The following is a 21,730-nucleotide window of genomic DNA, read 5'->3' on the forward strand; positions in this document are numbered from 1 at the left end:
GCGGTACACGGCACCGGCACGACCTGACCGGGCGCCACGCACCGACGGACATGTGAAGGGAGAGGGTTCCGTGGCAGAGACCGAGACCGTACGTCAGGCGAACGCCGCCGCGTTCGACAGCCTGGAGGTCGCCCTGGACCGGGGCAGCCCGATCCCGCTCTACTACCAGCTCGCCCAGCAACTGGAGTCCGCGATCGAGCACGGGGCGCTCGCCCCGGGCAACCTGCTGGGCAACGAGGTGGACATCGCCGCCCGGCTCGGCCTGTCCCGGCCGACCGTCCGCCAGGCCATCCAGTCCCTGGTGGACAAGGGCCTGCTGGTGCGCCGCCGCGGCATCGGCACCCAGGTGGTGCACAGCCAGGTCAGGCGTTCGCTGGAACTGAGCAGCCTCTACGACGACCTGGCGGCCGCCGGACAGAGCCCCGCCACCCGGGTGCTGCGCAACGAGATCCAGTCGGCCTCGCCCGAGGTCGCCGCGGCTCTGGGCATCCCCGAGGGCCGGGACGTCATCGTGCTCGAACGGCTGCGCTCCACCCACGGCGAATCCGTGGCCCACCTGACCAACTACCTGCCCGCCACGCTTCTCGACCTGGACACCGAACGGCTGGAGGCGACCGGCCTCTACCGGATGATGCGGGCCGCCGGAATCACCCTGCACAGCGCCCGCCAGACCGTGGGCGCCCGCTGCGCCACCGCCGACGAGGGGACCCTGCTCGACGAGCCGGAGGGAGCCGCGCTGCTCACCATGTGCCGCACGGCCTACGACGACACCGGGCGGGCCGTAGAGTACGGGACCCACGTCTACCGCGCCGCGCGCTACACGTTCGACTTCCAGCTGCTCGTACGGCCCTGATCGGGTGCGGCTGCCGGGGTCGGAAGGCGGCCGCGGCGGTACGTTGGGCCCGTATCGCGCGGGTGCACGGAGCGTGGCGTACGGGATCGGACCACTCCCCGGGACGGAGGGGACAAGAGTGGCTACGAGCGAGGAGAGCGGCGTGGCGCGGCGGCGGTTCGACATGGCGGACGCCGCGGTGGTGCTGCTGGACGCCCGCATGGCGGTGGCCGGCTGGACCGGCGACGCCGAGCGGCTGTTCGGCTATCGCCGGGCCGAGGTCGTCGGCCGGGCCGCGGCCGAGCTGCTGATGCCCGAGGACGCCGAGCGCCTGCCCGACCTGACCCGCCGCTGCGGCCGCAACGGCGGCTGGACCGGACTCCTCGCGGTGCGCCACCGCGACGGGCACCCCGTCGTCACCACGCTGCGGGTCGTCCCGGCCGTGGAGGCCGCCGAGGGGCCGCCGCGCTGGGTGGTGCTTGCCGCCGACTCGACCGGCGCCGCGGGCTGGGACATGAGCCGCTCGGTGCTGGAGCGGCTGGCCTCGCACTCACCCATCGGCATAGCGATCGTCGACGCGGACCTGCGGTACGTGTGGTCGAACGCGGCGCTGGAGCAGTTCGGCGGCGGACCCGCGCACCAGCGGATCGGGAAACGGCTCGCGGACATCCAGCCGGGTCTGAACGCGCAGGCCCTGGAGGCGGTGATGCGCCAGGTCCTGGAGACCGGTGAGGCCGTCGTCGGCTACGAACACGTCGGTACGGTCCGCTCGGCGCCGCACCGGGACACGGCCCACGCGATGTCGTTCACCCGGCTCGACGACGACCACGGCAACCCGATCGGCGTGTACTACACCGTCGTGGACGTCACCGAGCGCTACCGGGCCCGCCAACGCCTCACCCTCCTGGACCAGGCCGGCAAGCGCCTCGGCCGAACCCTGGACGTCATGCGGACCGCCCAGGAGCTGGCCGACGTGGCGGTGCCGGGACTCGCCGACTTCGTCACCGTCGATCTGCTGGAGACCGTCCTCGAAGGCGGCGAGCCCGTCTCCGGGCCCCTGAGCGGGACGGACGCGGTGCCGCTGCGCCGGGCCGGCCACCAGTCGGTGAACGAGGGCGTCCCCGAGGCCGTGGTCGAGATCGGTGAAGTGGCCGCCTACGTGGCCGAAGCACCCCCGATCCGCGCGCTGACCGGCGGCACGTCCTGGATCGAGGAGCGGCTCGACCCGCTGGCCCCGGAATGGGCCACGGACATCGCGGGCGACCGGGCCGCCACCTTCCTCGACCTCGGACTGCACACCGCGATGATCGTGCCGGTGCGGGCCCGCGGCACCATGCTCGGGATCACCACGTTCTTCCGGCGCCACCGGCAGGACCCCTTCGACCAGGACGACCTGGGCCTGGCCGAGGAGGTCGTCGGCCGCGCGGCGCTGTCCCTCGACAACGCCCGCCGCTACACCCGGGAGCGCGACGCGGCCCTCGTGCTGCAGCGCCATCTGCTGCCGCACCGGCTCCCCGAGCAGGACGCGATGGAGGTCGCCGCCTGCTACCGGCCGGCCGACGAGCTGACCGGACTCGGCGGCGACTGGTTCGACGTCATCCCGCTGTCGGGCGCGCGGGTCGCCCTGGTGGTGGGCGACGTCGTGGGCCACGGCATCGAGGCCGCCGCGGCCATGGGCCGGCTGAGAGCCGCCGTACAGACCCTCGCCGACCTGGACCTGCCGCCCGAGGAGGTGCTCGCCCACCTCGACGACCTGGTCGACCGGGCCGGATACGAGGACGACTCCGCGGCCCCGCGCGCCGACGGCGTACGGGCGAAGGGCGCCAGCTGTCTGTACGCGGTGTACGACCCGGTCGGCGGCCGGTGCTCCATGGCCGCCGCGGGCCACGGTCTGCCCGCGATCGTCGCCCCCGACGGCACGGTCGACTTCCCCGAGCTGCCGCCCGGACCCGCGCTCGGTGTGAGCGGCCCGCCCTTCGAGTCGGTCGAACTGCCGCTCGCGGAAGGCAGCGTGCTCGCCCTGTGCACCGACGGCCTGCTCGCCGCCGAGGGGCCCGCGCCGCAGCGGGACGCCGCCGCCGACCGGGAGCGGCTGCGCCGGGTGCTCGAACGGCGGGCGCCCAGCCTCGACGACCGCTGCCAGGCCGTGGTGGAGGCACTGGTCCCGGCCCGCCCGCCGGACGACGTGGTGCTGCTGATGGCCCGCGCCCGCCGCCTCGACGCGCAACGGACGGTGTCCTGGGAACTGCCCAGCGACCCGGCGGCCGTCGCCGACGTACGCAAGCGGACGTCACGGCAGCTGTGCGAGTGGGGCCTGGACGAGCTGACCTTCACCACCGAACTCGTCGTCAGCGAACTCGTCACCAACGCCATCCGGCACGCCTCCGGGCCGATAAGACTGCGGCTGATCATGTCGCGGACCCTGGTCTGCGAGGTCTGGGACGCCAGCCCCACCGCCCCGCACCTGCGTCACCCGAAGACGACCGACGAGGGCGGCCGCGGCCTGTTCCTGGTCTCCCAGTTCACCCAGCGCTGGGGCACCCGCTACACCCAGGACGGCAAGATCATCTGGACCGAGCAGTCACTCACGGGCCCGGAGATCTGAGCGGCCGAGGGCTCTGAGCGGCCGAGGGCTCTGAGCGGGCCGAGGGTTCTGAGCGGGCCGGGGGCTCTGAGCGGGTCGGCGTGGTGGCGCGACACGGTGGCGAGGCACCTCGGTGCGACACGTTTCCGCCCTCCCCGTTGTGCCTAACGGTGTATTAAGTCACTTTTGTCGCATAGTGCGTCCGGAGGTCTACCCCGGACCGGCCGCCCGCGCGCCCCCGCGGTTCACCTCCTCGTGCCCGTACCCAACGAGGAGTGACGCCTCATGTCCGACACCGTGTCCCGGCGGTCCGTCCTGCGCCTGCTGGGCGGCGCGACCGCCGTCGCCCTGGCCGCGACCGCGGGGCCCCCGTCCCTCGCGCACGCGGCCGCCGCCCGGCGACAACCGGCCGCGGGCCCCCGCGTCGAGGGACTGCTCACCAAGCTCACCCTGGACGAGAAGCTCTCCCTGCTGCACGGCGCCACCGACCCCAAGGCCCTCGGCCAGGCCGGTTACGTGCCCGGCGTGGAACGGCTCGGCATCCCGCCGCTGCGCCTCGCCGACGGCCCCGCCGGAGTCCGCGTCAAGCAGCACGCCACCGCCCTGCCCGCGCCCGTCCTGCTCGCCGCCGCCTTCGATCCCGGTCTCGCCCGCCGCTACGGCCAGGTCATCGGCCGCGAGGGCCGAGCCCTCGGCCAGGACGTGCTGCTCTCCCCGATGGTCAACCTCATCCGCACCCCGTACGCGGGCCGCAATTTCGAGACGTTCAGCGAGGACCCGCTGCTCTCCGCCGACCTCGTGGCCGAGGAGATCAAGGGCATCCAGGGCGAGGGCCTCATCGCGACCGTGAAGCACTACGCGATGAACAACCAGGAGAAGGACCGCGACTCCATCGACGTACGGGTCGACGAGCAGACCCTCAACGAGGTCGAGCTGCGCGCCTTCGAGGCCGCCGTCGGTGCCGGCGCCCGCGCGGTCATGGGCGCCTACAACAAGGTCAACGGCACCTACGCCTGCGAGAGCAAGGAACTGCTCACCGGCATCCTCCGCGACCGCTGGGGCTTCGAGGGCTGGGTGATGACCGACTGGCACGCGGCCCACAGCACGGTCGCCTCGCTCACCGCGGGCCTCGACATGGAGATGCCGAACGGCAAGTACTTCGGGGCCGCGCTGAAGACGGCCGTCCAGAACGGAAGCGTCTCCGAGGAGTACGTCGACCGGGCCGTGCGTCGCATCCTCACCACCATGGACGACTTCGGGATGCTCGACGGCAGTGCCCCGCCCCGCCCGGCACGCAACCCTTCGGCGGGCGCGGCGGTCGCCCTGGAGGTCGCCAAGGCGGGTGCCACCCTCCTGCACAACAGGAGCGGCATGCTGCCCCTGACCGGCGAGGCGGCCCGCAGCATCGCCGTCGTCGGCCCCACCGGCTCGCTGCCCTTCGTCAGTGGCGGCGGCAGCGCCCACGTCGTCCCCGACCACGCCGAGCGACCCCTGGACGCCATCAAGTCCCGCGCGGGACAAGGCGCCCAGGTGTCCTACGCGCTCGGCGAGGACCTCTTCGGCAAGCCCCTGCCCGAGGACGCGCTCACCGAGGGCATCGACCCGGAGGGCCAGCGGGTCGCCGCCGGGAAGACCTGGACGTACAAGGGGACGCTCACCGTCGAGGACGACGACGAGTGGACCTTCGTCGTCCACTACTCCGGCACACGGCCCAAGGTGCTCCTCGACGGCGTCGACCTCTTCCCGGTGGCGACCGGGCTCGCGGAGTACTTCGCGGGCGGTCTGGTGTCGGCCGCGCCCGACGGCCTCGCGGTGCGCCGCAGGACGCTCGGTCTCGCCCCCGGAGAGCACCGGGTCGAGATCACCGCGAAGGGCGGCGCCCAGGGACAGACGTTCCGGCTGCGGCACGTCACCGGCGCCACCCGCGCCCAGGACGTCGCCGAGGCGGTCAAGGCGGCCCGGGCCGCGGAGAGCGTCGTGCTCTTCGCGTACGAGGACGCCACCGAGAACCAGGACCGCACGACCCTCGCGCTCCCCGGCCACCAGGTCGGGCTGATCGAGGCGGTGACGGCGGTGAACCCCCGTACGACCGTCGTCCTCAACACCTCCTCCTCGACGTCGATGCCGTGGCTGGAGCGCACCGCCGCCGTGCTGCAGATGTACTACCCGGGCCAGGAGGGCGCGGCCGCCACCGCCGCCGTCCTGTTCGGCGACTGCGACCCCGGCGGACGGCTCACCCAGACCTTCCCGGTGGACGACGACCACCACCCGGTCGCGGGCGACACACGCCGCTACCCGGGTGTGAACGGCGTCGAGGAGTACTCGGAGGGCGTCCACGTCGGCCACCGCTGGTACGACGCCGAGGACGTGCGGCCGCTGTTCCCGTTCGGGCACGGACTCTCGTACACCTCCTTCGTGTACGAGGACCTGGGACTGGAGCGGACCGGGGACGGGCTTGAGGTGGCGTTCACCGTGCGGAACACGGGACGGCGGGCCGGGGTCGACATCCCGCAGGTCTATGTGGGCCCTTCGCCGGACCTCCGACTCGACAGGGCCGAAAAGGTGTTGGGCGGCTATCAGCGGCTCACGCTGGCGGCGGGGGAGTCGCGCAGGGTCACCGTGCGCATCGAGGAGCGCACGCTCTCCTCGTGGAACGCCGAGCGGCACGGCTGGGTGCTCGGCACCGGGACGCGGACCGTCTGGGTGGGGGCCTCGGCGGGTGAACCGCGCCTCAGCGGGAGGGTGCGGGTGTGAGGCCCAGGGGACACAGTGACGTCCAAGTGACCGGGTAGGCTGCCCGGCGTGCGCTCGGCCCCGAGCGCACGCCGGGCCAGGTCCGGCTCACGGTGAATCGGGAGGAACCGGCGTTGCACGTCCAGGAGTGGCTAGAGACCGTGCCTGCGGTCAGCATCTACGCGCTGGTGGGCGTGGTCATCGGCCTGGAGAGCCTGGGCATTCCGCTGCCGGGCGAGATCATCCTCGTCTCCGCGGCGCTGCTCGCCTCCCAGCACGGTGACATCAACCCCGTCGTCCTCGGCGCCTGCGCCGTCGCCGGCGCGATCATCGGTGACTCCATCGGCTACGCCATCGGCCGCAAGGGCGGACGCCCACTGCTTGCATGGCTCGGCGCGAAATTCCCGAGGCACTTCAGCGAGGGCCATATCGCCACCGCCGAGAAGTCCTTCGAGAAGTGGGGCATGTGGGCCGTGTTCTTCGGCCGCTTCGTCGCCCTGCTGCGGATCTTCGCGGGCCCGCTCGCGGGTGTGCTGCGCATGCCGTACTGGAAGTTCCTGACCGCCAACGTCCTCGGCGGCATCCTCTGGGCCGGCGGCACCACCGCGGTCATCTACTACGTCGGCGTCGTCGCCGAGTCCTGGCTCAAGCGCTTCTCCTGGCTCGGCCTGGTCCTGGCCCTCCTCATCGGCCTCACCTCGATGCTGGTCCTCAAGCGCAAGGCGAAGAAGGTCTCGGCAGAGCGAGAGGCAGAGCGGCCGGCGGCCGAGCGCGAGCCGATCCCGGCGACGGACTAGGGGACAAGGGGGCCGCGCCCGGCAAAGGGCGTAGCCCTTTCAGGGGCGCGGGGAACTGCGCGGCCAGCCACAGACGGCCCGCAGCCCGCAACGAGCACTCAGCCCCCGTGCGCTTCCCGGTGCGCCTTCGCAAGCTCCACATACAACGTCCCGTTCAGCGAAACACCCTCCCGCTCCTCCTTCGTGAGCTCCCGCTTCACCTTGGCGGGCACACCCGCGACGAGCGACCCCGGCGGCACCCGCATCCCCTGCGGGACAAGCGCCTGCGCGGCAACCAGCGACCCCGCCCCGATCACCGCCCCGTTGAGAATCGTCGCCCCCATCCCGACCAGACAGTCGTCCTCGACAGTGGCACCGTGCACCACGGCGTTGTGCCCGATCGACACCCGCTCCCCGACGGTCACGGGGAACCCGGGGTCGACATGCAGCGTGCAGTTGTCCTGCACGTTGCTGTCCGCGCCGATGACAATGGGCCCGCACTCGGCCCGCAGCACCGCCCCGTACCAGACGCTCGCGCCCGGGTGCAGCGTCACCTCGCCGAGCACCACGGACATCGGGGCGACGAACGCCTCCTGATCCACCTTCGGATCCTTGCCGCCCACGCCCGCGATCAGCGCCTCGTGCGTCATCGCCGTCTCCTCGTTCTCGTTGGTACCGGCACCGTAAGGGATGCGGCCACCCCACGGTGGGGCGAAGATCACAGGCTGCCGAGCTCATGGGCGGACGTCACGCTGAGTACGGTGAGCGGGTGCCCAAGCGCAAGAACACGTTCTCATCCCGGCGGCGCCGACTCGTCCAGCGAGCCGTCCACGCGGGCTGGTCCTGGGTGCAACGAACGGGCGCGGTGACCGCCGAGCGGCCCGGCCGACTGCACTTCGGGGCGATGGGAACAGGTACCAGGCTGGCCTTCCCGCAGGGCACCGTCTTCGGTGAGCCGTGGATCCATCTCGGCGACCACTGCATCATCGCCGAACAGGTCACTCTGACCGCCGGGCTGATGCCCGACCTCGATCTCGGCCCGGACCCCATCCTCCGCATCGGCGACGGTGTCGTCCTCGGCCGGGGCAGCCATGTCATCGCCGACACGACGGTCACGATCGGCAGCGACTGCTACTTCGGTCCGTACGTCTACGTGACGTCCACCAACCACTCGTACGACGATCCCCACGAGCCCATCGGCAAGCAGTGGCCGCGGATGGAGCCGGTGGAGATCGGCCCGGGCTGCTGGATCGGCACGGGCGCGGTGATCCTGCCCGGCGCGCGCATCGGGCGGAACGTCGTGGTGGCGGCCGGCGCGGTCGTACGCGGAGTCGTGCCCGACCACGCGGTGGTGGCCGGGGCGCCGGCCAGGGTCGTACGCCGCTGGACCCCGAGCGACGGCTGGCAGCCGCCGCTGCGCACGCCCGCGCCGGTGCCGATTCCCGACGGGGTCACCCCGGAGCAGCTGCTCGCTCTGGCGGAGCTGGACGCGGAGAGCATCGCCGGGCTGCGGGCCGTCGAGGACGCCCACGAGGACGTCCGAGCCGAGTCCTGACCGGCCGGGATCCGGTCCGAGACGCTGCTGCCCGAGGCCGGTCGACAAGCGGCGCGGCACCTCGAAACCGCGCCCGGTCGTGGCTCAGCCCGTGGCGAGCAGCACTGTGCCCACCAGTGCCAGGCCCGCGCCCGCCGCCTGGATCCCGCGCAGCCGCTCGCTGAGGAAGCCGCGCGCGGCGAGGGCCGTCACGACCGGGCAGAGCGAGGCGAGGACGGCGGCCACGGTGACCGGTCCGTGCTGGGCGGCCAGTGAGTACGTCCCGTTGGCGGCCACGTCCGCGAGGCCGACGAACGCCAGGGCCGGAACGGACTCCCACGCGATCCTGGGGGGAGGCACGCTGCCGCGCCGGACGGCGACGTACAGGGCCGTGCCTCCCGTGACCACGTTCGTGACGCGCTGTACGAACAGGGCGAGGAAGAGGCCGGTGAGGGTGGACGACGCCTCGGCGATCAGGGCCATCACCGCGCCGAACCCGAACGCCGCGACCAGGGTGAGCAGCACGGCCTGCCGCTGCACGGGGGCGCCCCTGAAGTGCGGTCCGCCCGCGAGGACGACCCCTACGACGGCGACCGCGATGCCCGCGAACTGCACCAGGCCCGGGCGCTCGCCGAGAACGAGGCCGACCGCCACGGGGACGGCGATGCTGAGCGAGGCGAGCGGCGAGACGACGCCCATCGGGCCGAGCGCGAGCGCCTTGTAGAAGGCCAGCATCCCGACGGGCCCGACGAGCCCCGCCGCCACCGCGAACCACAGCCGCGGTCCCGCCTCGCTCCAGGCGCCGGTCACTAGGACGATCGCGCCGAGTACGACGGCGGCGATCGACTGGGAGACGACCACGACCGTCAGCGCGGGCGTACGTCGTGCCAGCAACCCTCCGCCGAAGTCGGCCAGCCCCCACAGGAGGCTTGTGGCCAGGGCGAAGAGCGCTGTCATCGGATGCCTCGCAGTACAGTTCGATGAACGATTCGGTGCACCACACCGTAGTTCAGTTCATTGAACTCTGTCATCCAGAATATTGAACGATCTCATGGGAGTCGAGCCTCATGAGAACCACGAGAACAATTGGACGGAAAGTGTCGGACCTCGACCTGCTGACCCAGTCCCTGGCGCGCAACGTCAAGCGCTGGCGCACCGAGCGCAACTTCACCCTGGACGCGCTCGCCGCCCGCGCGGGGGTCAGTCGCGGCATGCTCATCCAGATCGAGCAGGCCCGGACCAACCCCAGCCTCGGCACCGTCGTCAAGATCGGTGACGCGCTCGGCATCAGCATCACCACACTGCTCGACTACGAGCAGGGCCCGAAGGTCAGGATCGTCCCGGCCGACCAGGCCGTGCGGCTCTGGCACACCGACGCGGGCAGCTACAACCGGCTCCTCGCGGGCACCGAGGCACCCGGCCCGCTGGAGATGTGGGACTGGCTGCTCATGCCGGGCGAGGGCAGCCCCTCCGACCCCCACCCCGCGGGCACGGTCGAGCTCCTCCATGTCACGAAGGGCGAGCTGACGCTGACCGTCGACGGCACGGAGTACCGCGTCCCCGCGGGCGCGAGCGTCTCCTTCGAGGCCAACACCCCTCACACGTACGCCAATTCGGGCGACGAACCGCTGGAGATGGTCATGGCCGTGTCGGTCCCGGGCGTGCACTGAGGCCCTCGTCCGGTGCCGTGCGCACGGCTGTTAGCGTGCCGTCATGCGCGCACCCATCGGACAGTTCGACGACGCCACCCCCGCTCCCGACTGCCTCGACACACTGACCCGCCCGGTCGCCGACGCCGTACGCCAGTGGCACGGCAGCGTTCCCGCCGACCAGATCGTGTACGTCGACACCGAGCCGGAGTGGGCCGACACCGCCACCTTCGTCGAGCACTACGGCAAGGAGCTCCTCGACCGGTCGGCCAACTGCGTGGTCGTCGCGGGCAAGCGAGGCGGGGAGAGCACGCTGGCCGCGTGTGTCGTGCTCTCGACCACCCGCGTCGACGTGAACGGCGCCGTGCGCCGCCAACTCGGCGCGCGCAAGGCCTCGTTCGCCTCGATGGACACGGCGACCGGCGAGACCGGCATGGAGTACGGCGGCATCACCCCGATCGGGCTGCCCGCCGACTGGCCGGTGTTGGTGGACTCGGCGGTGGTCGACCTCCCGTACGTGCTGGTCGGCAGCGGTCGCCGCCGGGGGAAGCTGCTCGTTCCGGGCAAGGCGTTCGCGGAACTGCCGAACGCCGTGGTGCTGGAGGGACTCGGGGTCGCCTGACCCGTTCCGTCAGTCGGCCGTGTGGTGGGCCAGCGCCAGGTGGGGGTCCGTCTCGCCCGGCGCCGGTGACGGGTCCGCGTGGACCAGGGCCGCGGTCAGCCCCGGGACGGCGTGCAGCAGGGCGTGCTCGGCCTCGACCGCGATGCCGTGGGCCTGCCGTACGCTCGCCTCGCCGTCGACGACCACCGCCACCTCGGCCCGCAGGCGGTGGCCGATCCAGCGCAGCCGCAGCTCACCCACCGCCTGCACGCCCGGCACCTCGTGCAGCGCCCGCTCGGCCGTGTCGACCAGCTCCGGGTCGATCGCGTCCATGACCCGGCGGAAGACCTCGCGTGCGGCGTCGCGCAGCACCAGCAGCAGGGCGGCCGTGATCGCCAACCCGACCACCGGGTCGGCGAGTTGCCAGCCGAGTGCCGCGCCGCCCGCGCCGAGGAGCACGGCGAGCGAGGTGAACCCGTCGGTGCGCGCGTGCAGTCCGTCCGCGACGAGCGCGGCCGAGCCGATCTCGCGGCCGACGCGGATGCGATAGCGGGCCACCCACTCGTTGCCCGCGAAGCCGATGACGGCCGCCGCGGCGACGATCGGAATGTGCTCGACCGGGCGGGGTGCGAAGAGCCGGTCGACGGCCGTCCAGCCCGCGAAGACCGCGGACGCGGCGATCGTCAGCACGATCACGAGCCCCGCCAGGTCCTCGGCCCGGCCGTAGCCGTACGTGAACCGGCGCGTCGCCGCCCTCCTGCCCAGCACGAAGGCGATGCCGAGCGGTACGGCGGTGAGCGCGTCCGCCGCGTTGTGCACGGTGTCGCCGAGCAGCGCGACCGAGCCGGAGACCGCGACGACCGCTGCCTGGGCCACCGCGGTCACGCCGAGGACGGCCAGCGAGATCCAGAGGGCGCGGATGCCCCGGGCCGAGGATTCGAGGGCGGAGTCGACCTTGTCGGTGGTCGCGTGGGAATGGGGCTTGAGGAGGTGGGCGACGCGGTGGGTGAGACGGTGCCGGAGATCGCGGCGGAGGCCTTGGTGGGCGCGGGGCGGGTGCCCGGCGCCGTGCTCGTGGCCGTGGGTGCCGCGGTCCTGCCGGTGCCCGTGGTGGTGCTCGTGCTCGTGCTCGTCCTGGTGGCTGTGCCCGTGGTGCCCGGCGCTCACAAGGGTCCCCTTTCCGGTTTCCGGTGTGCTCGGTTTTCCGGTGTGCTCGGTGGACTCGACGACGTCCACGGAGCCATTATGTGCGTATGAGCGCACGCATGCACCTATCACCTGCGAACGATGAGCATCCGCGCACACCGGGCGAGGAGCAGTTCGCCCTCGCCGCGGAGCTGCTGGCCCTCCTGGGGGATCGCACCCGGCTCGTCCTGCTGCACGCCCTGGCCGAGGACGAGGCCGACGTCACGACGCTCACGGAGCGCTGCGGCGCGGCCCGTCCGGCCGTCAGTCAGCATCTGGCGCGGCTGCGGCTCGCGGGTCTCGTCAACACGCGCAAGGAGGGCCGCCGGGTGATCTACTCCCTGCGCGACGGCCATCTGCGACGGGTCGTGGACGAGGCGCTGAACCTGGCGGACCACCGGCTCAGCGACCGGCCGGCGCACGACTGAGGCGGCCTGTTTCGGGCCGGACCCTCGGGTACTCGGGGCGTGAGCCGGAAACCGCCTCCGGGCGCGGGGCGCCGATGCGGGTGATGCTGGAGGTGACGGAACCACGGCCCCGAGGGTGCTTCCGACGCTGTCGGACGCCCGCGTGCGCCGGTCAGCCCGATTCAGGACGGTAACTGCCATGAACCGCGACGCAACACTCCGAAGCGACGTCATCTCCAGCCATGCGGTGGTCGGCGCCCCGTGCTGGGTCAGCCTGACGGCGCGCGACCAGCAGGCCGCGGAGGACTTCTACCGGGCGGTGCTCGGCTGGCGCTTCCGGGAGGCCAGGCTGATGGACCGGTTCCGGATCGCGTACGCGGAAGGGGTGCCCGTCGCGGGCATCGCCGCCGTGGCCTCCATGTGGCAGATGGCGGTCGCCTGGACCCCGTACTTCGCCGTGGACAGCGCGGACGAGGCCGTCGCCCGGGGCCAGGAGCGCGGCGGCACGACGGCGGTCGGGCCCATCGGCTTCCCGCCGGGCCGCGCCGCCCTGCTGGCCGACCGCGACGGCGCCGTCTTCGGCATCTGGGAGGGACAGCTCGTCGCCGGCTGGGAGACCTGGCGCCGGGCGGCCCCGGCCTTCCTGCGACTGCACACGCGCAACGCCTTCGACGCCGCGATGTTCTACGGGGAGGTCCTGGAGTGGGCGACCTCGGAGCCCGGCTGCGTCGAGGTCCACTACGACGGCGACGAGGTCGTGCTGCGCAGCGACGGGGACGTGGTGGCCCGTATCCACTCCGGCGCCGTGGAGGCGGCTCCCGATCCCACGGTCCGGCCGCACTGGCAGGTCCACTTCGCGGTCGACGACGTCGACGCGTGCGTGCGAGCGGCGCTGGCCCACGGGGGAACGGTCCAGGAGGGCGCGTCCGCGCGGGAGGCGGTGCTGCGGGACCCCGACGGCGCGCAGTTCACGGTGGCGTCGCGGAAGGAGCAGTGAGGCCGTGCCCGGCGGAGCGGTGGGGGTCGCACTGCCGGAACGACGGGATCGCGCCACCAGAATGAATGCCTCCGGCTGGAAAAAGCCCATCGATGACCGGAATTGATGGACGCGGCATGCAGTTCACTGCGAATCAATCGAAAACGCTTGCTCACGCCTGTCACGGCGCGTACATCTGTCCCCCGCAACACTTGTTTTCCGGGGGGATGTTGGCATATGCAAGGAACTGTCGACGGATTCAGCTACGGACTGATCACGCCGCTCGCCGCCTACGTCATGGCGTGCCTGGGAGCGGCCCTGGGGCTGCGCTGCATCACCCGATCACTGCGCAACGACCAGTCCTGGAAGCCGGGATGGCTGGCCCTGGGAGCGGCCTCGATCGGATGCGGAATATGGACGATGCATTTCATCGCCATGATCGGATTCCAGGTTGAGGAAAGCCGTATTCGCTATGACGTCGGCCTGACGATTCTCAGCCTCGCTGTCGCGATTGTCGTCGTCGGCCTGGGCGTCTTCGCCGTCGGCTACCGCGGCGCCGGCACGGCGACCCTGCTCATGGCGGGCACCTTCACGGGCATCGGGGTCGCGGCCATGCACTACATAGGCATGGCGGCCATCCGCGTGAACGGCAGCCTGCAGTACGACGTCCGCACGGTGGCCCTCTCCGTCGTGATCGCCATCGTGGCCGCGACCGCCGCGCTCTGGGCCGCGGTCGCGATCCGGGGCTTCATGACCAGCCTGGGGGCCAGCCTCGTCATGGGCGTCGCCGTCTCCGGCATGCACTACACGGGCATGGCGGCCGTCAGCGTGCACCTCCACGGCGCGACCGGCTCGCCCGGCGTCGGCGGCTCCGCCCACTCGCTCCTGCTCCCCATGCTCCTCGGCCCGGCCCTCTTCCTGCTGCTCGCGGGAGTGGTGGTGATGTTCGACCCGATGCTGGTCCTCGGGGACGGCGACTGGCGCCGTCCCGTCGTCGGCCGACGTGAACCCACGCCGCAGGCGAGCTGGGCCGAAGAGCCCGGCTCCCTGTTCGAGGCGCCCTCCGACGCGAGTCGGCGCGCGTACGGACAGGGGGCGCCGGCGCCTCGCAACTGGTGACCGTGCGCCGGCTCCGCTGCCCGGCGCGGGATCGATCGCCGGGCAGCGACCTGTTCTTCCTCGTCTTTCCTCGCCGATCCGCTTCAGCGAGAAGTGGTCACGCCGGGTCGATGCGGGAGACGCTGCCACCGATGGCGAGTACGTACAGTTCGCCGTCGCCGTCCTGTACGAACGAGATGACCTCCCCGCCGTTGACTCCGAGGTCGCTCTCGCCGGTCACCTTCCCGTTCGCCATCCGCAGCGTGCGCAGGGTGCCGTCGCAGTAGTCGCTGAACACGTACTGCCCCTTGAGGGCCGGGATGGCCTTGCCTCGGTAGACGTACCCGCCGGTCACCGAGCAGCCCAGCCCGGTGCGGTCGTACTCGTGGACCGGCGGCACGTGGTTCGCGGGTTCCGTTCCGCCCCGGAAGGGATGGGTGCCCTCCATCTGGGACCAGCCGTAGTTCTCGCCGCCCCTGCTCTTCGCCGAGGCCCAGTCGATCTCCTCCCAGTCGCTCTGGCCGACGTCCCCGATCAGCAGGTCACCGGTGCGCGCGTCGAAGGAGAACCGCCACGGGTTGCGCAGCCCGTACGCCCAGATCTCGTCCTTCGCGTTCGGATCGTTCACGAAGGGGTTGTCCCGCGGGATCGCGTACGGCTTGCCGCCCCGCGGGTCGATCCGCAGCATCTTGCCGAGCAGCGTGTCGAGGTTCTGTCCGTTGCCGTGCGGGTCGCCGCCCGAGCCGCCGTCGCCGAGCGCGATGTAGAGGTAGCCGTCGGGCCCGAACCTGATGTCACCGCCGTTGTGGTTCGGGTAGGGCTGCGTCTGAGTGATGACGGTGCGCCGGGTGCTTGGCCGGATCTTGCCGTGCCGCACGGCGAACTCGTCCACGGTGCTGGTGCCTTCGAGGTTCGTGTACGAGATGTAGAAGTGCGCGAACCTCTTGTCGAACGCGATGCCCAGCAGGCCGCGTTCGCCGTCGGTGGTGGTCTCGCCGGTTATGTCGAGGACGGGCTCGCCGAGCCCCTTGTCGTCCAGGATCCGTACCGTGCCCGCGCGTTCGGCGATCCAGACCGTGCCGCCGGGCCCTGCGGCACCGGCGATCGGGTTCTGGGCCTTGGCCACTTCCTTGAGTGCTACCTTCGCCGCCTTGCGCGGGGCGGCGGGCTCGTCGGCGGACGCCGTGGTCAGGGCGAGGGATGCGACGAGGCAGATGGTGCCGATGAGCGCCGTGCTTCGGGTGCGAACTTTCACCGTGACCCTCCAGGAGGCGGGGAATGGGAAGTCACCCGGCTGCCTGGGGCAGGGTTGTGGGGGTGTCGCCCGAGCCAGCACGCAACCTGGGTGGGGGGATTGTGTGCCGCTGGCCACGGATGAGGATACTGGGGCAGGATGGTTTGGCCTAGACCAATAACCGGCCCATCTGCCCCTGTTCTGCTGTGAGTTGACTTCCTGTGTCCCCGGACGCGTCGCGTCAGCCCAGGCGCGGGATCTCGATCGCAGGGCAGCGGTCCATGACCATGTCGAGGCCGGCCGCACGGGTGCGGTCGTAGGCGGCTTCGTCGATGACGCCCAGCTGGTACCAGACGGCCTTGGCGCCGATGGCGACCGCCGCGTCGGCCACCGGGCCGGCGAGCTCGCTGTTGACGAACACGTCGACGACATCGACCTCGAAGGGGATGTCCTCCAGCGAGGCGTACCCCTTCTCGCCGTGGACCGTCTCGGCCTTCGGATGGACGGGGACTATGCGCTTGCCGTACCGCTGGAGGACGTCCGCCACGCCGTACGCGGCGCGCCGCTCGTTCGACGACAGGCCGACGATCGCCCAGGTGTCGCCGAGCTCGCTGAGGATCTTGCGGATCGTTGCCGGGTCGCCGTACACGGTCGGCCTCCTTGGGATGCGTACGAGGGCTGCTGCGCGGGACAACAGCGAGGGCGGCCCGGTGATTCCCCCGCCATCGCGTTCCTCGGGTTCACACCGAGGCGGTCACCAGCAGTTCCACGTTGCGATCGCCGGGACCGCCGGCCCAGCCCTCGTGGACGCCGCCCTTCATGCCCGTGGCCAGGTCGGGGGCGTTGTACGACAGCTCCCGGTACAGGGAGGCGAGGCCCACCGCCGACAGGTCGGCGAAGTCCGGGTCGGTGCGGTGCGGGGCGGCGGACTCGACGAGGGTGGCGAACAGGGACACCGTGCCGTCCCCGTTGTCGGCGAGTTCGATCACGCGGGCGTGGTGCGGATAGTCCAGGTGGGAGGCGGTGTTGACCTCCCAGAAGGACCGGGCGGGCGTGGCGTGCGCGTGGGGCGTGACCCGGTTGACGTGGCTGTGGCCGTTGATCCAGGCCACCACGTTCGGGAACCGGTGGAGCAGGGCGAGGACCTCCGCGCCGTCGTGCCGCGGCTCCTCGGTGCGTGCGGCGTCGGGGCGGCGGGTCATGCTCGGGCTGTGATGGTGGCTGAAGACCAGGACGTGGGCGTCGTCGGCCCCGGCGTTGCGTACGGGGCGGCCGTCGGCGTCGTAGGACCGGGAGCTGTGCGCGGCCAGCGTCCGCTCCAGCCAGCGGAGTTGATCGGTGCCCAGCGAGCCCTCGTAGTGGCCGCTGCGGTACGTCGTGTCGATGCTGATGCCGATGACGTTCTCGGCCACCCGGAACGAGTAGTACATCCGGTCGCCGTCCAGGTTGTTCTCCGTGTAGCCGTGGCCGACCGGGCCCGCTCCGGCGTGGGCGGGGTCGAGATGCGCGGCCAGGTAGTCGTGCGGGGTGAACAGCCGGCGCCGTTCGTCGGCCGTCACCGTCCGCGCCGAGGCCGTGTGCCTCTTCAGGATCGCCGAGAGCACCTCGCTCTTGGGGTCGTCGCCGGAGTTCAGCGCCTTCGCGTAGGCGGCCGCGTCCGTGGCCGGGACCGACAGCAGCTTGCGGGAGCCGACGGCGTAGTCGCCCAGCGCGGGCGACAGACAGCCGCCGGGTATGTCGTCGTGGTTGCCGACCGTGGAGTACCAGGGAATGTCGAGCCCCGGGCTGGTCACGGGCCGTATCGCGGCGTCGAGGAAGCCGGGGATACGGGGCAGCCCACGCCGCTTGTCCAGGTCGCGCAGGGCCGCGTCGTCCGGGTGCCAGTAGAGGGGCAGACCGGAGTTCTGGACGCCCTCGTACGCCGTCGGATCCCCGGTGTTGGGAGTGATCCTGCCGCCGCTCATCAGCGTGAGGAACCACTCCAGTTCGATCGCGGAGTTGTTGTCGATGTTGTCGCCCGTCGTCATCACGAACGCGGGCGCGAGGCCGGTGTACGGGCCCCCGCCGAGCGCGTTCACCTGCTCCACGAGCGCCACCGCCCCCGCCACCGTCAGCGCCTCCTGGGCCCGCCACGCGGCAGGCCTGCGCGACCGCAGGAACTCGGTGCGCAGCGGGTTCTGCACGTCGGTGAGGTGCAGGTCGGTGAACTGCACGAAGCACGCGAGCGGTGTGCGCCGGTCCTGGCGGCCGACGGCGGCAGTCGCGAGATCTCCGCGTACGACCACGGGCCAGCCTGGGCCCGGGACGAGCCGTCGGTAGGTGTCGGCGTGCGCGTGGCCGCCGAGGCGGGCCGTCGTCTCCAGGGTGGTCGTTGCGTACGGGGCCGCGCGTCGCGGCGTCGGCCGTCGGGCGGCGGGGGCAGGCCGCGGGGCCGCGCTCTCCGACGCGGGCCGCACGGAGGGGGCCGGGCGCTGCCGTGGGAAGACGGCCGCCGCTCCTCCGGTCGCTCCCGCCGCGACGGCACCGGACGCGAGCAGAAAGCGACGACGGTTGATCGAGGATGCGGGCGGGGACGGGGACGGGGGCTGGGAAGCGGGTGTGGACGAGGGCGGGGGAGTGGATGCGGTCCCCGCCATTTCGGTCCCGGTCATGGGGCGGCCCTCCGGTGCCTCCGAGAGACTCAGCTAGCGGAACCACTCATTCAGGCCGCGGGGGCAGGGCTGTGGGCAGGGGTGTGGCGTGGCCGTGAACACCGCCGGAACAGGTGGAGCGGCTACTGGGGCCCGCCCTGCCGGTCTGTCCGCCGGTCTGCCGGTGATCCGTCCGCCGATCCGTCCATTGGTCTGTCCGCCGGTCCGTCCGTCGATCCGCGAGACCCGCCGTGATAGCTTGCCGAGGCCAGTCGAACCCATGTACGTGGGTCAGGGAATCCGGTGGGAATCCGGAGCTGACGCGCAGCGGTGAGGGTGACGGGCGTGGCATCGGCCACTGGACCGGAATGACGGTCCGGGAAGGCGCCTCGTCCGGGTGACCCCGAGTCCGAAGACCTGCTGGCGGCCTCCGCGGTCACGCGCCGACGGGGGAGCACCGTACGACCGGGCTCCGCGTTCGAGCCCTCGACGCCTGAGGAACTTCCGTGCCCGTCGCACGTCTTGCCCGTCCCGCTGCCCTCGTCCTGTCCGGGGCTCTCCTGCTGACCGGCTGCGGTTCGGGGGACTCGTCGTCCGACACGGACACCGGGGCCGCCGTCACCCTCGACAACTGCGGCGAGACCGTACGCGTCGAGTCTCCGCCCGAGCGGGCCGTGTCCCTCAACCAGGGCACCACCGAGATCATGCTGTCGCTCGGCCTCGCCGACCGCATGGCCGGCACCGCCACCTGGACCGACCCGGTGATGAAGGGCCTGGAGAAGGCGAACGCGAAGGTGGAGCGGATAGCCGACAACAACCCCTCCTTCGAACGGGTCCTGGACGCCGACCCCGACTTCGTCGCAGCCTCGTTCGTCTCGACGCTCGGCAAGGGAGGCGTGGCCACCCGGGACCAGTTCGAGAAGCTCGGCGTGCCCGCCTATGTCTCGCCCTCCGACTGCGTCGGCAAGGACAACGACTCGGGTGGCGACGGCGCGCGGACGAAGGCCCTCGGTATCGACGCCATCCACGGCGAAGTGCGCGACCTGGCCGAGGTGTTCGGCGTCGAGAAGCGGGGCGAGCAGCTCGTCGCCGACCTCAAGGAGCGGACGAGGAAGGCCACTTCGGGGATGGACGCCTCCGACGTCACTCTCCTGTACTGGTTCGCCAACTCCGACTCGCCCTACATGGCGGGCTGTTGCGGCGCGCCCGGCGTCATCACCCGGGCCCTCGGCGCGAAGAACGTCTTCGACGACACGCACGAGGAGTGGCCCCAGATCAACTGGGAGACCGTCGCCGACCGTGACCCCGACGTGCTCGTCATCGGCGACCTGACCCGCAAGTCGCAGACCGCCGAGTCCGCGAAGAAGAAGATCGAGTTCCTGGAGTCCGACCCGGTCACCAAGAACATGACCGCAGTCAAGAAGAAGCGGTACGTCCTGCTCAGTGGGCAGGCGATGAACCCGACCATCCGCACGGTCGAGGGCGTCGAGCAAGTCGCCTCCGCCCTGCGGGAGTTCGGGCTCGCCGGGTGACACGGCCGCGCCTGGGACTGCTCATCGCCGCGGGCGTCGGCCTGCTCCTCGTGTCCGTCGCCGTCGCGATCACCATCGGTCCCGCGGACATCCGGGTCGGTGACGTCTGGTCCGTGGTCGCGTCCCATCTCGGCTGGGGCAGCTCGGAGTTGACCCCGATCCGGGAGGGGATCGTCTGGGAGCTGCGCCTGCCGCGCACGCTCCTGGCGGCCGTGTGCGGGGCCGGACTCGCCGTGTGCGGCGCGGTGATGCAGTCCCTGCTGCGCAACCCGCTCGCCGACCCGTTCGTCCTCGGCGTGTCCTCGGGCGCCTCGACGGGCGCCGTGATCGTGGTCGTCCTCGGCGTCGGCGGGGGCCTGGTCTCGGTCTCCGCGGGCGCGTTCCTCGGCGCGGTACTGTCGTTCGGGCTCGTGCTGCTGCTCAGCCACACACTGGGCGGCGCGACGGACCGTGTGGTGCTGAGCGGGGTCGCCGCGATGCAGCTCTTCTCGGCGCTCACCTCCTTCGTCGTGATGACCGCAGCCGACGCCGAGACCACCCGCGGGGTGCTGTTCTGGCTCCTCGGTTCGCTGAGCGGGGTCGGCTGGACCGACGTCTGGGTGTGCTTCGCGGTGCTCGCGGTGACGCTGCTGGTGTGCCTCGGGTGCGCGCGGACGCTCGACGCGTTCGCCTTCGGCCAGGACGCCGCCGCGACCCTCGGGGTATCGGTGGCCCGTACGCGACTGGTGCTGCTGTGCGCCACGGCGTTGCTGACCGCCGCGCTCGTCAGTTCGGCGGGTGCGATCGGCTTCGTCGGTCTCGTACTGCCGCATGCGGCAAGGGCGTTGGTGGGGTCCGGGCACGCCCGGCTGCTGCCGGTCACGGCCCTCGCCGGAGCGGTGTTCCTGGTGTGGGTGGACACCCTGGCCCGTACCGTCCTCGATCCCCAGGAGGTACCGGTCGGCGTGGTGACCTCACTGATCGGCGTACCGGTGTTCGTGCTGGTGCTGTACCGGACGCGGAGGGCGTGATGACGACGGAGGACATCAAGAACACCGAGCGCACGCGGGCGGCACCGGGAACCGAGTCCGCGCGGGCGGCACAAGGAACCGCGCACACGCAGGCCGCACACGGGGTCGGCCCCGCGCAGGCCGCACAAAGGGCCGGGCACGCGCAGGCGGCACCCGGAGAAGGGCTCCGTGCCCACCGCGTCACGCGCACCGCCGACGGTCGTGTCATCCTCGACGGCGTCAGCATCACCCCGGCCCCCGGCACCACCGTCGGACTGCTGGGCCCCAACGGCTCCGGCAAGTCCACCCTGCTGCGCCTGCTGGCCGGCGTCCTCGCCCCCGCCTCCGGTGTCGTCACCCTCGACGGCAGCCCCCTCGCCGAACTGGGCCGCCGCGACATCGCCCGCCGTGTCGCCGTGGTCGAGCAACAGGCGGACACCCAGGTCGAGTTGAGCGTCCTGGACGTCGTACGGCTCGGCCGTACACCCCATCGCCGCGCCTGGACCCCCGCGTCCGAGGCGGACGAGCGGGCCGTACGTGACGCGCTGGACCGCACCGGCCTGACCGGACTCGCCCGCCAGTCCTGGCACACCCTCTCCGGCGGCGAGCGACAGCGCGTGCAGATCGCCCGAGCCCTCGCCCAGGAACCCCGCGAACTGCTCCTCGACGAACCGACCAACCACCTGGACATCCAGCACCAGCTCGACCTGCTGAACCTCGTCACCTCGCTCCCGGTCACCAGCGTCGTCGCCCTGCACGACCTCAACCTCGCGGCGATGTACTGCGACCAGCTCGTCGTCCTGCGCGAGGGACACGTCGTGGCCTGCGGCGGTCCGGGCGACATCCTGACGGAAGCGCTCATCGCCGAGGTGTACGGGGTCCGGGCCGCCGTCACACGGGAGGGCCCCGACGACCGGCCGCACGTGCGCTTCCTGGGCACCGTGAGCTGACCGGCGCACCGGCGGAGCGA

The 21,730-nt window shown here is 71.9% G+C and carries 19 protein-coding genes and 1 riboswitch; of the genes, 13 read left to right on the plus strand and 6 right to left on the minus strand.

Translation table 11 applies throughout. The features are described from left to right. The first annotated feature begins 70 nt into the window (after positions 1–70). The 4 genes from JEQ17_RS39320 (at position 71) to JEQ17_RS39335 (ending at position 6,946) form a co-directional block, all read left to right on the plus strand. Positions 71–853 carry a GntR family transcriptional regulator gene (locus JEQ17_RS39320; RefSeq protein ID WP_200399686.1) on the plus strand — a complete coding sequence of 261 codons (783 nt, stop codon included), beginning with the start codon at positions 71–73 and terminating at the stop codon, positions 851–853. A gap of 118 nt (positions 854–971) precedes the next feature. Then, positions 972–3,437: a SpoIIE family protein phosphatase gene (locus tag JEQ17_RS39325; RefSeq protein ID WP_200399687.1), complete on the plus strand. Its 2,466-nt coding sequence runs from the start codon at positions 972–974 to the stop codon at positions 3,435–3,437. A gap of 264 nt (positions 3,438–3,701) precedes the next feature. Then, positions 3,702–6,170, plus strand: coding sequence for a beta-glucosidase family protein (locus JEQ17_RS39330; protein WP_200399688.1), 2,469 nt, complete (start codon positions 3,702–3,704; stop codon positions 6,168–6,170). A 113-nt stretch (positions 6,171–6,283) separates the two neighbouring features. Beyond that, positions 6,284–6,946 (plus strand): DedA family protein, encoded by a 663-nt coding sequence (locus JEQ17_RS39335; protein ID WP_200399689.1) that lies wholly within the window; start codon positions 6,284–6,286, stop codon positions 6,944–6,946. Positions 6,947–7,044: 98 nt separating this feature from the next. Here the strand turns inward: JEQ17_RS39335 and JEQ17_RS39340 are convergent, their stop codons facing one another. Then, positions 7,045–7,575, minus strand: a complete 531-nt coding sequence (locus JEQ17_RS39340; protein ID WP_200399690.1) for a gamma carbonic anhydrase family protein — start codon at positions 7,573–7,575, stop codon at positions 7,045–7,047. A gap of 86 nt (positions 7,576–7,661) precedes the next feature. Here JEQ17_RS39340 and JEQ17_RS39345 point away from each other — a divergent pair, with 86 nt between their 5' ends. Continuing rightward, positions 7,662–8,480, plus strand: coding sequence for an acyltransferase (locus JEQ17_RS39345; RefSeq protein ID WP_200399691.1), 819 nt, complete (start codon positions 7,662–7,664; stop codon positions 8,478–8,480). Positions 8,481–8,564: 84 nt separating this feature from the next. Here the strand turns inward: JEQ17_RS39345 and JEQ17_RS39350 are convergent, their stop codons facing one another. Then, positions 8,565–9,416 carry an EamA family transporter gene (locus tag JEQ17_RS39350; protein ID WP_200399692.1) on the minus strand — a complete coding sequence of 284 codons (852 nt, stop codon included), beginning with the start codon at positions 9,414–9,416 and terminating at the stop codon, positions 8,565–8,567. 140 nt (positions 9,417–9,556) lie between these two features. Between JEQ17_RS39350 and JEQ17_RS39355 the strand changes: the two genes are divergently transcribed. Together JEQ17_RS39355 and JEQ17_RS39360 are read left to right on the plus strand one after the other, a co-directional pair. Beyond that, positions 9,557–10,129 (plus strand): helix-turn-helix domain-containing protein, encoded by a 573-nt coding sequence (locus JEQ17_RS39355; RefSeq protein ID WP_200399693.1) that lies wholly within the window; start codon positions 9,557–9,559, stop codon positions 10,127–10,129. Between the two features lie 43 nt (positions 10,130–10,172). Next, entirely contained in the window at positions 10,173–10,730 is a 558-nt protein-coding gene (locus JEQ17_RS39360) for a YbaK/EbsC family protein (RefSeq protein WP_200399694.1), read from the plus strand. 9 nt (positions 10,731–10,739) lie between these two features. Here JEQ17_RS39360 and JEQ17_RS39365 read toward each other — a convergent pair whose 3' ends face one another. Further along, positions 10,740–11,876 carry a cation diffusion facilitator family transporter gene (locus tag JEQ17_RS39365; protein ID WP_200401951.1) on the minus strand — a complete coding sequence of 379 codons (1,137 nt, stop codon included), beginning with the start codon at positions 11,874–11,876 and terminating at the stop codon, positions 10,740–10,742. 86 nt (positions 11,877–11,962) lie between these two features. Here JEQ17_RS39365 and JEQ17_RS39370 point away from each other — a divergent pair, with 86 nt between their 5' ends. The 3 genes from JEQ17_RS39370 (at position 11,963) to JEQ17_RS39380 (ending at position 14,396) form a co-directional block, all read left to right on the plus strand. After that, positions 11,963–12,322, plus strand: coding sequence for an ArsR/SmtB family transcription factor (locus JEQ17_RS39370; protein ID WP_200399695.1), 360 nt, complete (start codon positions 11,963–11,965; stop codon positions 12,320–12,322). 178 nt (positions 12,323–12,500) lie between these two features. Further along, positions 12,501–13,298 carry a VOC family protein gene (locus JEQ17_RS39375; RefSeq protein WP_200399696.1) on the plus strand — a complete coding sequence of 266 codons (798 nt, stop codon included), beginning with the start codon at positions 12,501–12,503 and terminating at the stop codon, positions 13,296–13,298. 216 nt (positions 13,299–13,514) lie between these two features. Then, a complete protein-coding gene (locus JEQ17_RS39380; RefSeq protein ID WP_200399697.1) occupies positions 13,515–14,396 on the plus strand; it encodes an MHYT domain-containing protein in 882 nt (293 codons plus the stop codon). Between the two features lie 97 nt (positions 14,397–14,493). Here the strand turns inward: JEQ17_RS39380 and JEQ17_RS39385 are convergent, their stop codons facing one another. The 3 genes from JEQ17_RS39385 to JEQ17_RS39395 form a co-directional block, all read right to left on the minus strand. After that, a complete protein-coding gene (locus JEQ17_RS39385) occupies positions 14,494–15,630 on the minus strand; it encodes a PQQ-dependent sugar dehydrogenase (RefSeq protein ID WP_200399698.1) in 1,137 nt (378 codons plus the stop codon). 220 nt (positions 15,631–15,850) lie between these two features. After that, positions 15,851–16,258, minus strand: a complete 408-nt coding sequence (locus tag JEQ17_RS39390; protein ID WP_200399699.1) for a CoA-binding protein — start codon at positions 16,256–16,258, stop codon at positions 15,851–15,853. Between the two features lie 91 nt (positions 16,259–16,349). Then, positions 16,350–18,260 carry a TIGR03767 family metallophosphoesterase gene (locus tag JEQ17_RS39395; RefSeq protein ID WP_234048528.1) on the minus strand — a complete coding sequence of 637 codons (1,911 nt, stop codon included), beginning with the start codon at positions 18,258–18,260 and terminating at the stop codon, positions 16,350–16,352. A 231-nt stretch (positions 18,261–18,491) separates the two neighbouring features. Next, positions 18,492–18,678, plus strand: a riboswitch (cobalamin riboswitch). 67 nt (positions 18,679–18,745) lie between these two features. On the opposite strand from JEQ17_RS39395, the gene JEQ17_RS39400 reads away from it, so the two are divergent. The 3 genes from JEQ17_RS39400 to JEQ17_RS39410 are packed head-to-tail and all read left to right on the plus strand — an operon-like array spanning position 18,746 to position 21,710. Beyond that, the gene (locus tag JEQ17_RS39400; protein WP_200399700.1) at positions 18,746–19,771 is read left to right on the plus strand and encodes an ABC transporter substrate-binding protein; all 1,026 of its coding nucleotides are present in this window, start codon (positions 18,746–18,748) and stop codon (positions 19,769–19,771) included. After that, complete coding sequence (locus JEQ17_RS39405) at positions 19,768–20,781, plus strand: FecCD family ABC transporter permease (RefSeq protein ID WP_200399701.1); 1,014 nt, start codon at positions 19,768–19,770, stop codon at positions 20,779–20,781. Before JEQ17_RS39400 ends, JEQ17_RS39405 begins: the two co-directional genes overlap by 4 nt. Further along, on the plus strand, positions 20,781–21,710 hold the full coding sequence (locus JEQ17_RS39410; RefSeq protein ID WP_200399702.1) for an ABC transporter ATP-binding protein: 930 nt from the start codon (positions 20,781–20,783) through the stop codon (positions 21,708–21,710). Before JEQ17_RS39405 ends, JEQ17_RS39410 begins: the two co-directional genes overlap by 1 nt. Positions 21,711–21,730 lie beyond the last annotated feature (20 nt).

Origin of the sequence: Streptomyces liliifuscus, assembly GCF_016598615.1 — a bacterium.
Lineage (GTDB): Bacteria > Actinomycetota > Actinomycetes > Streptomycetales > Streptomycetaceae > Streptomyces > Streptomyces liliifuscus.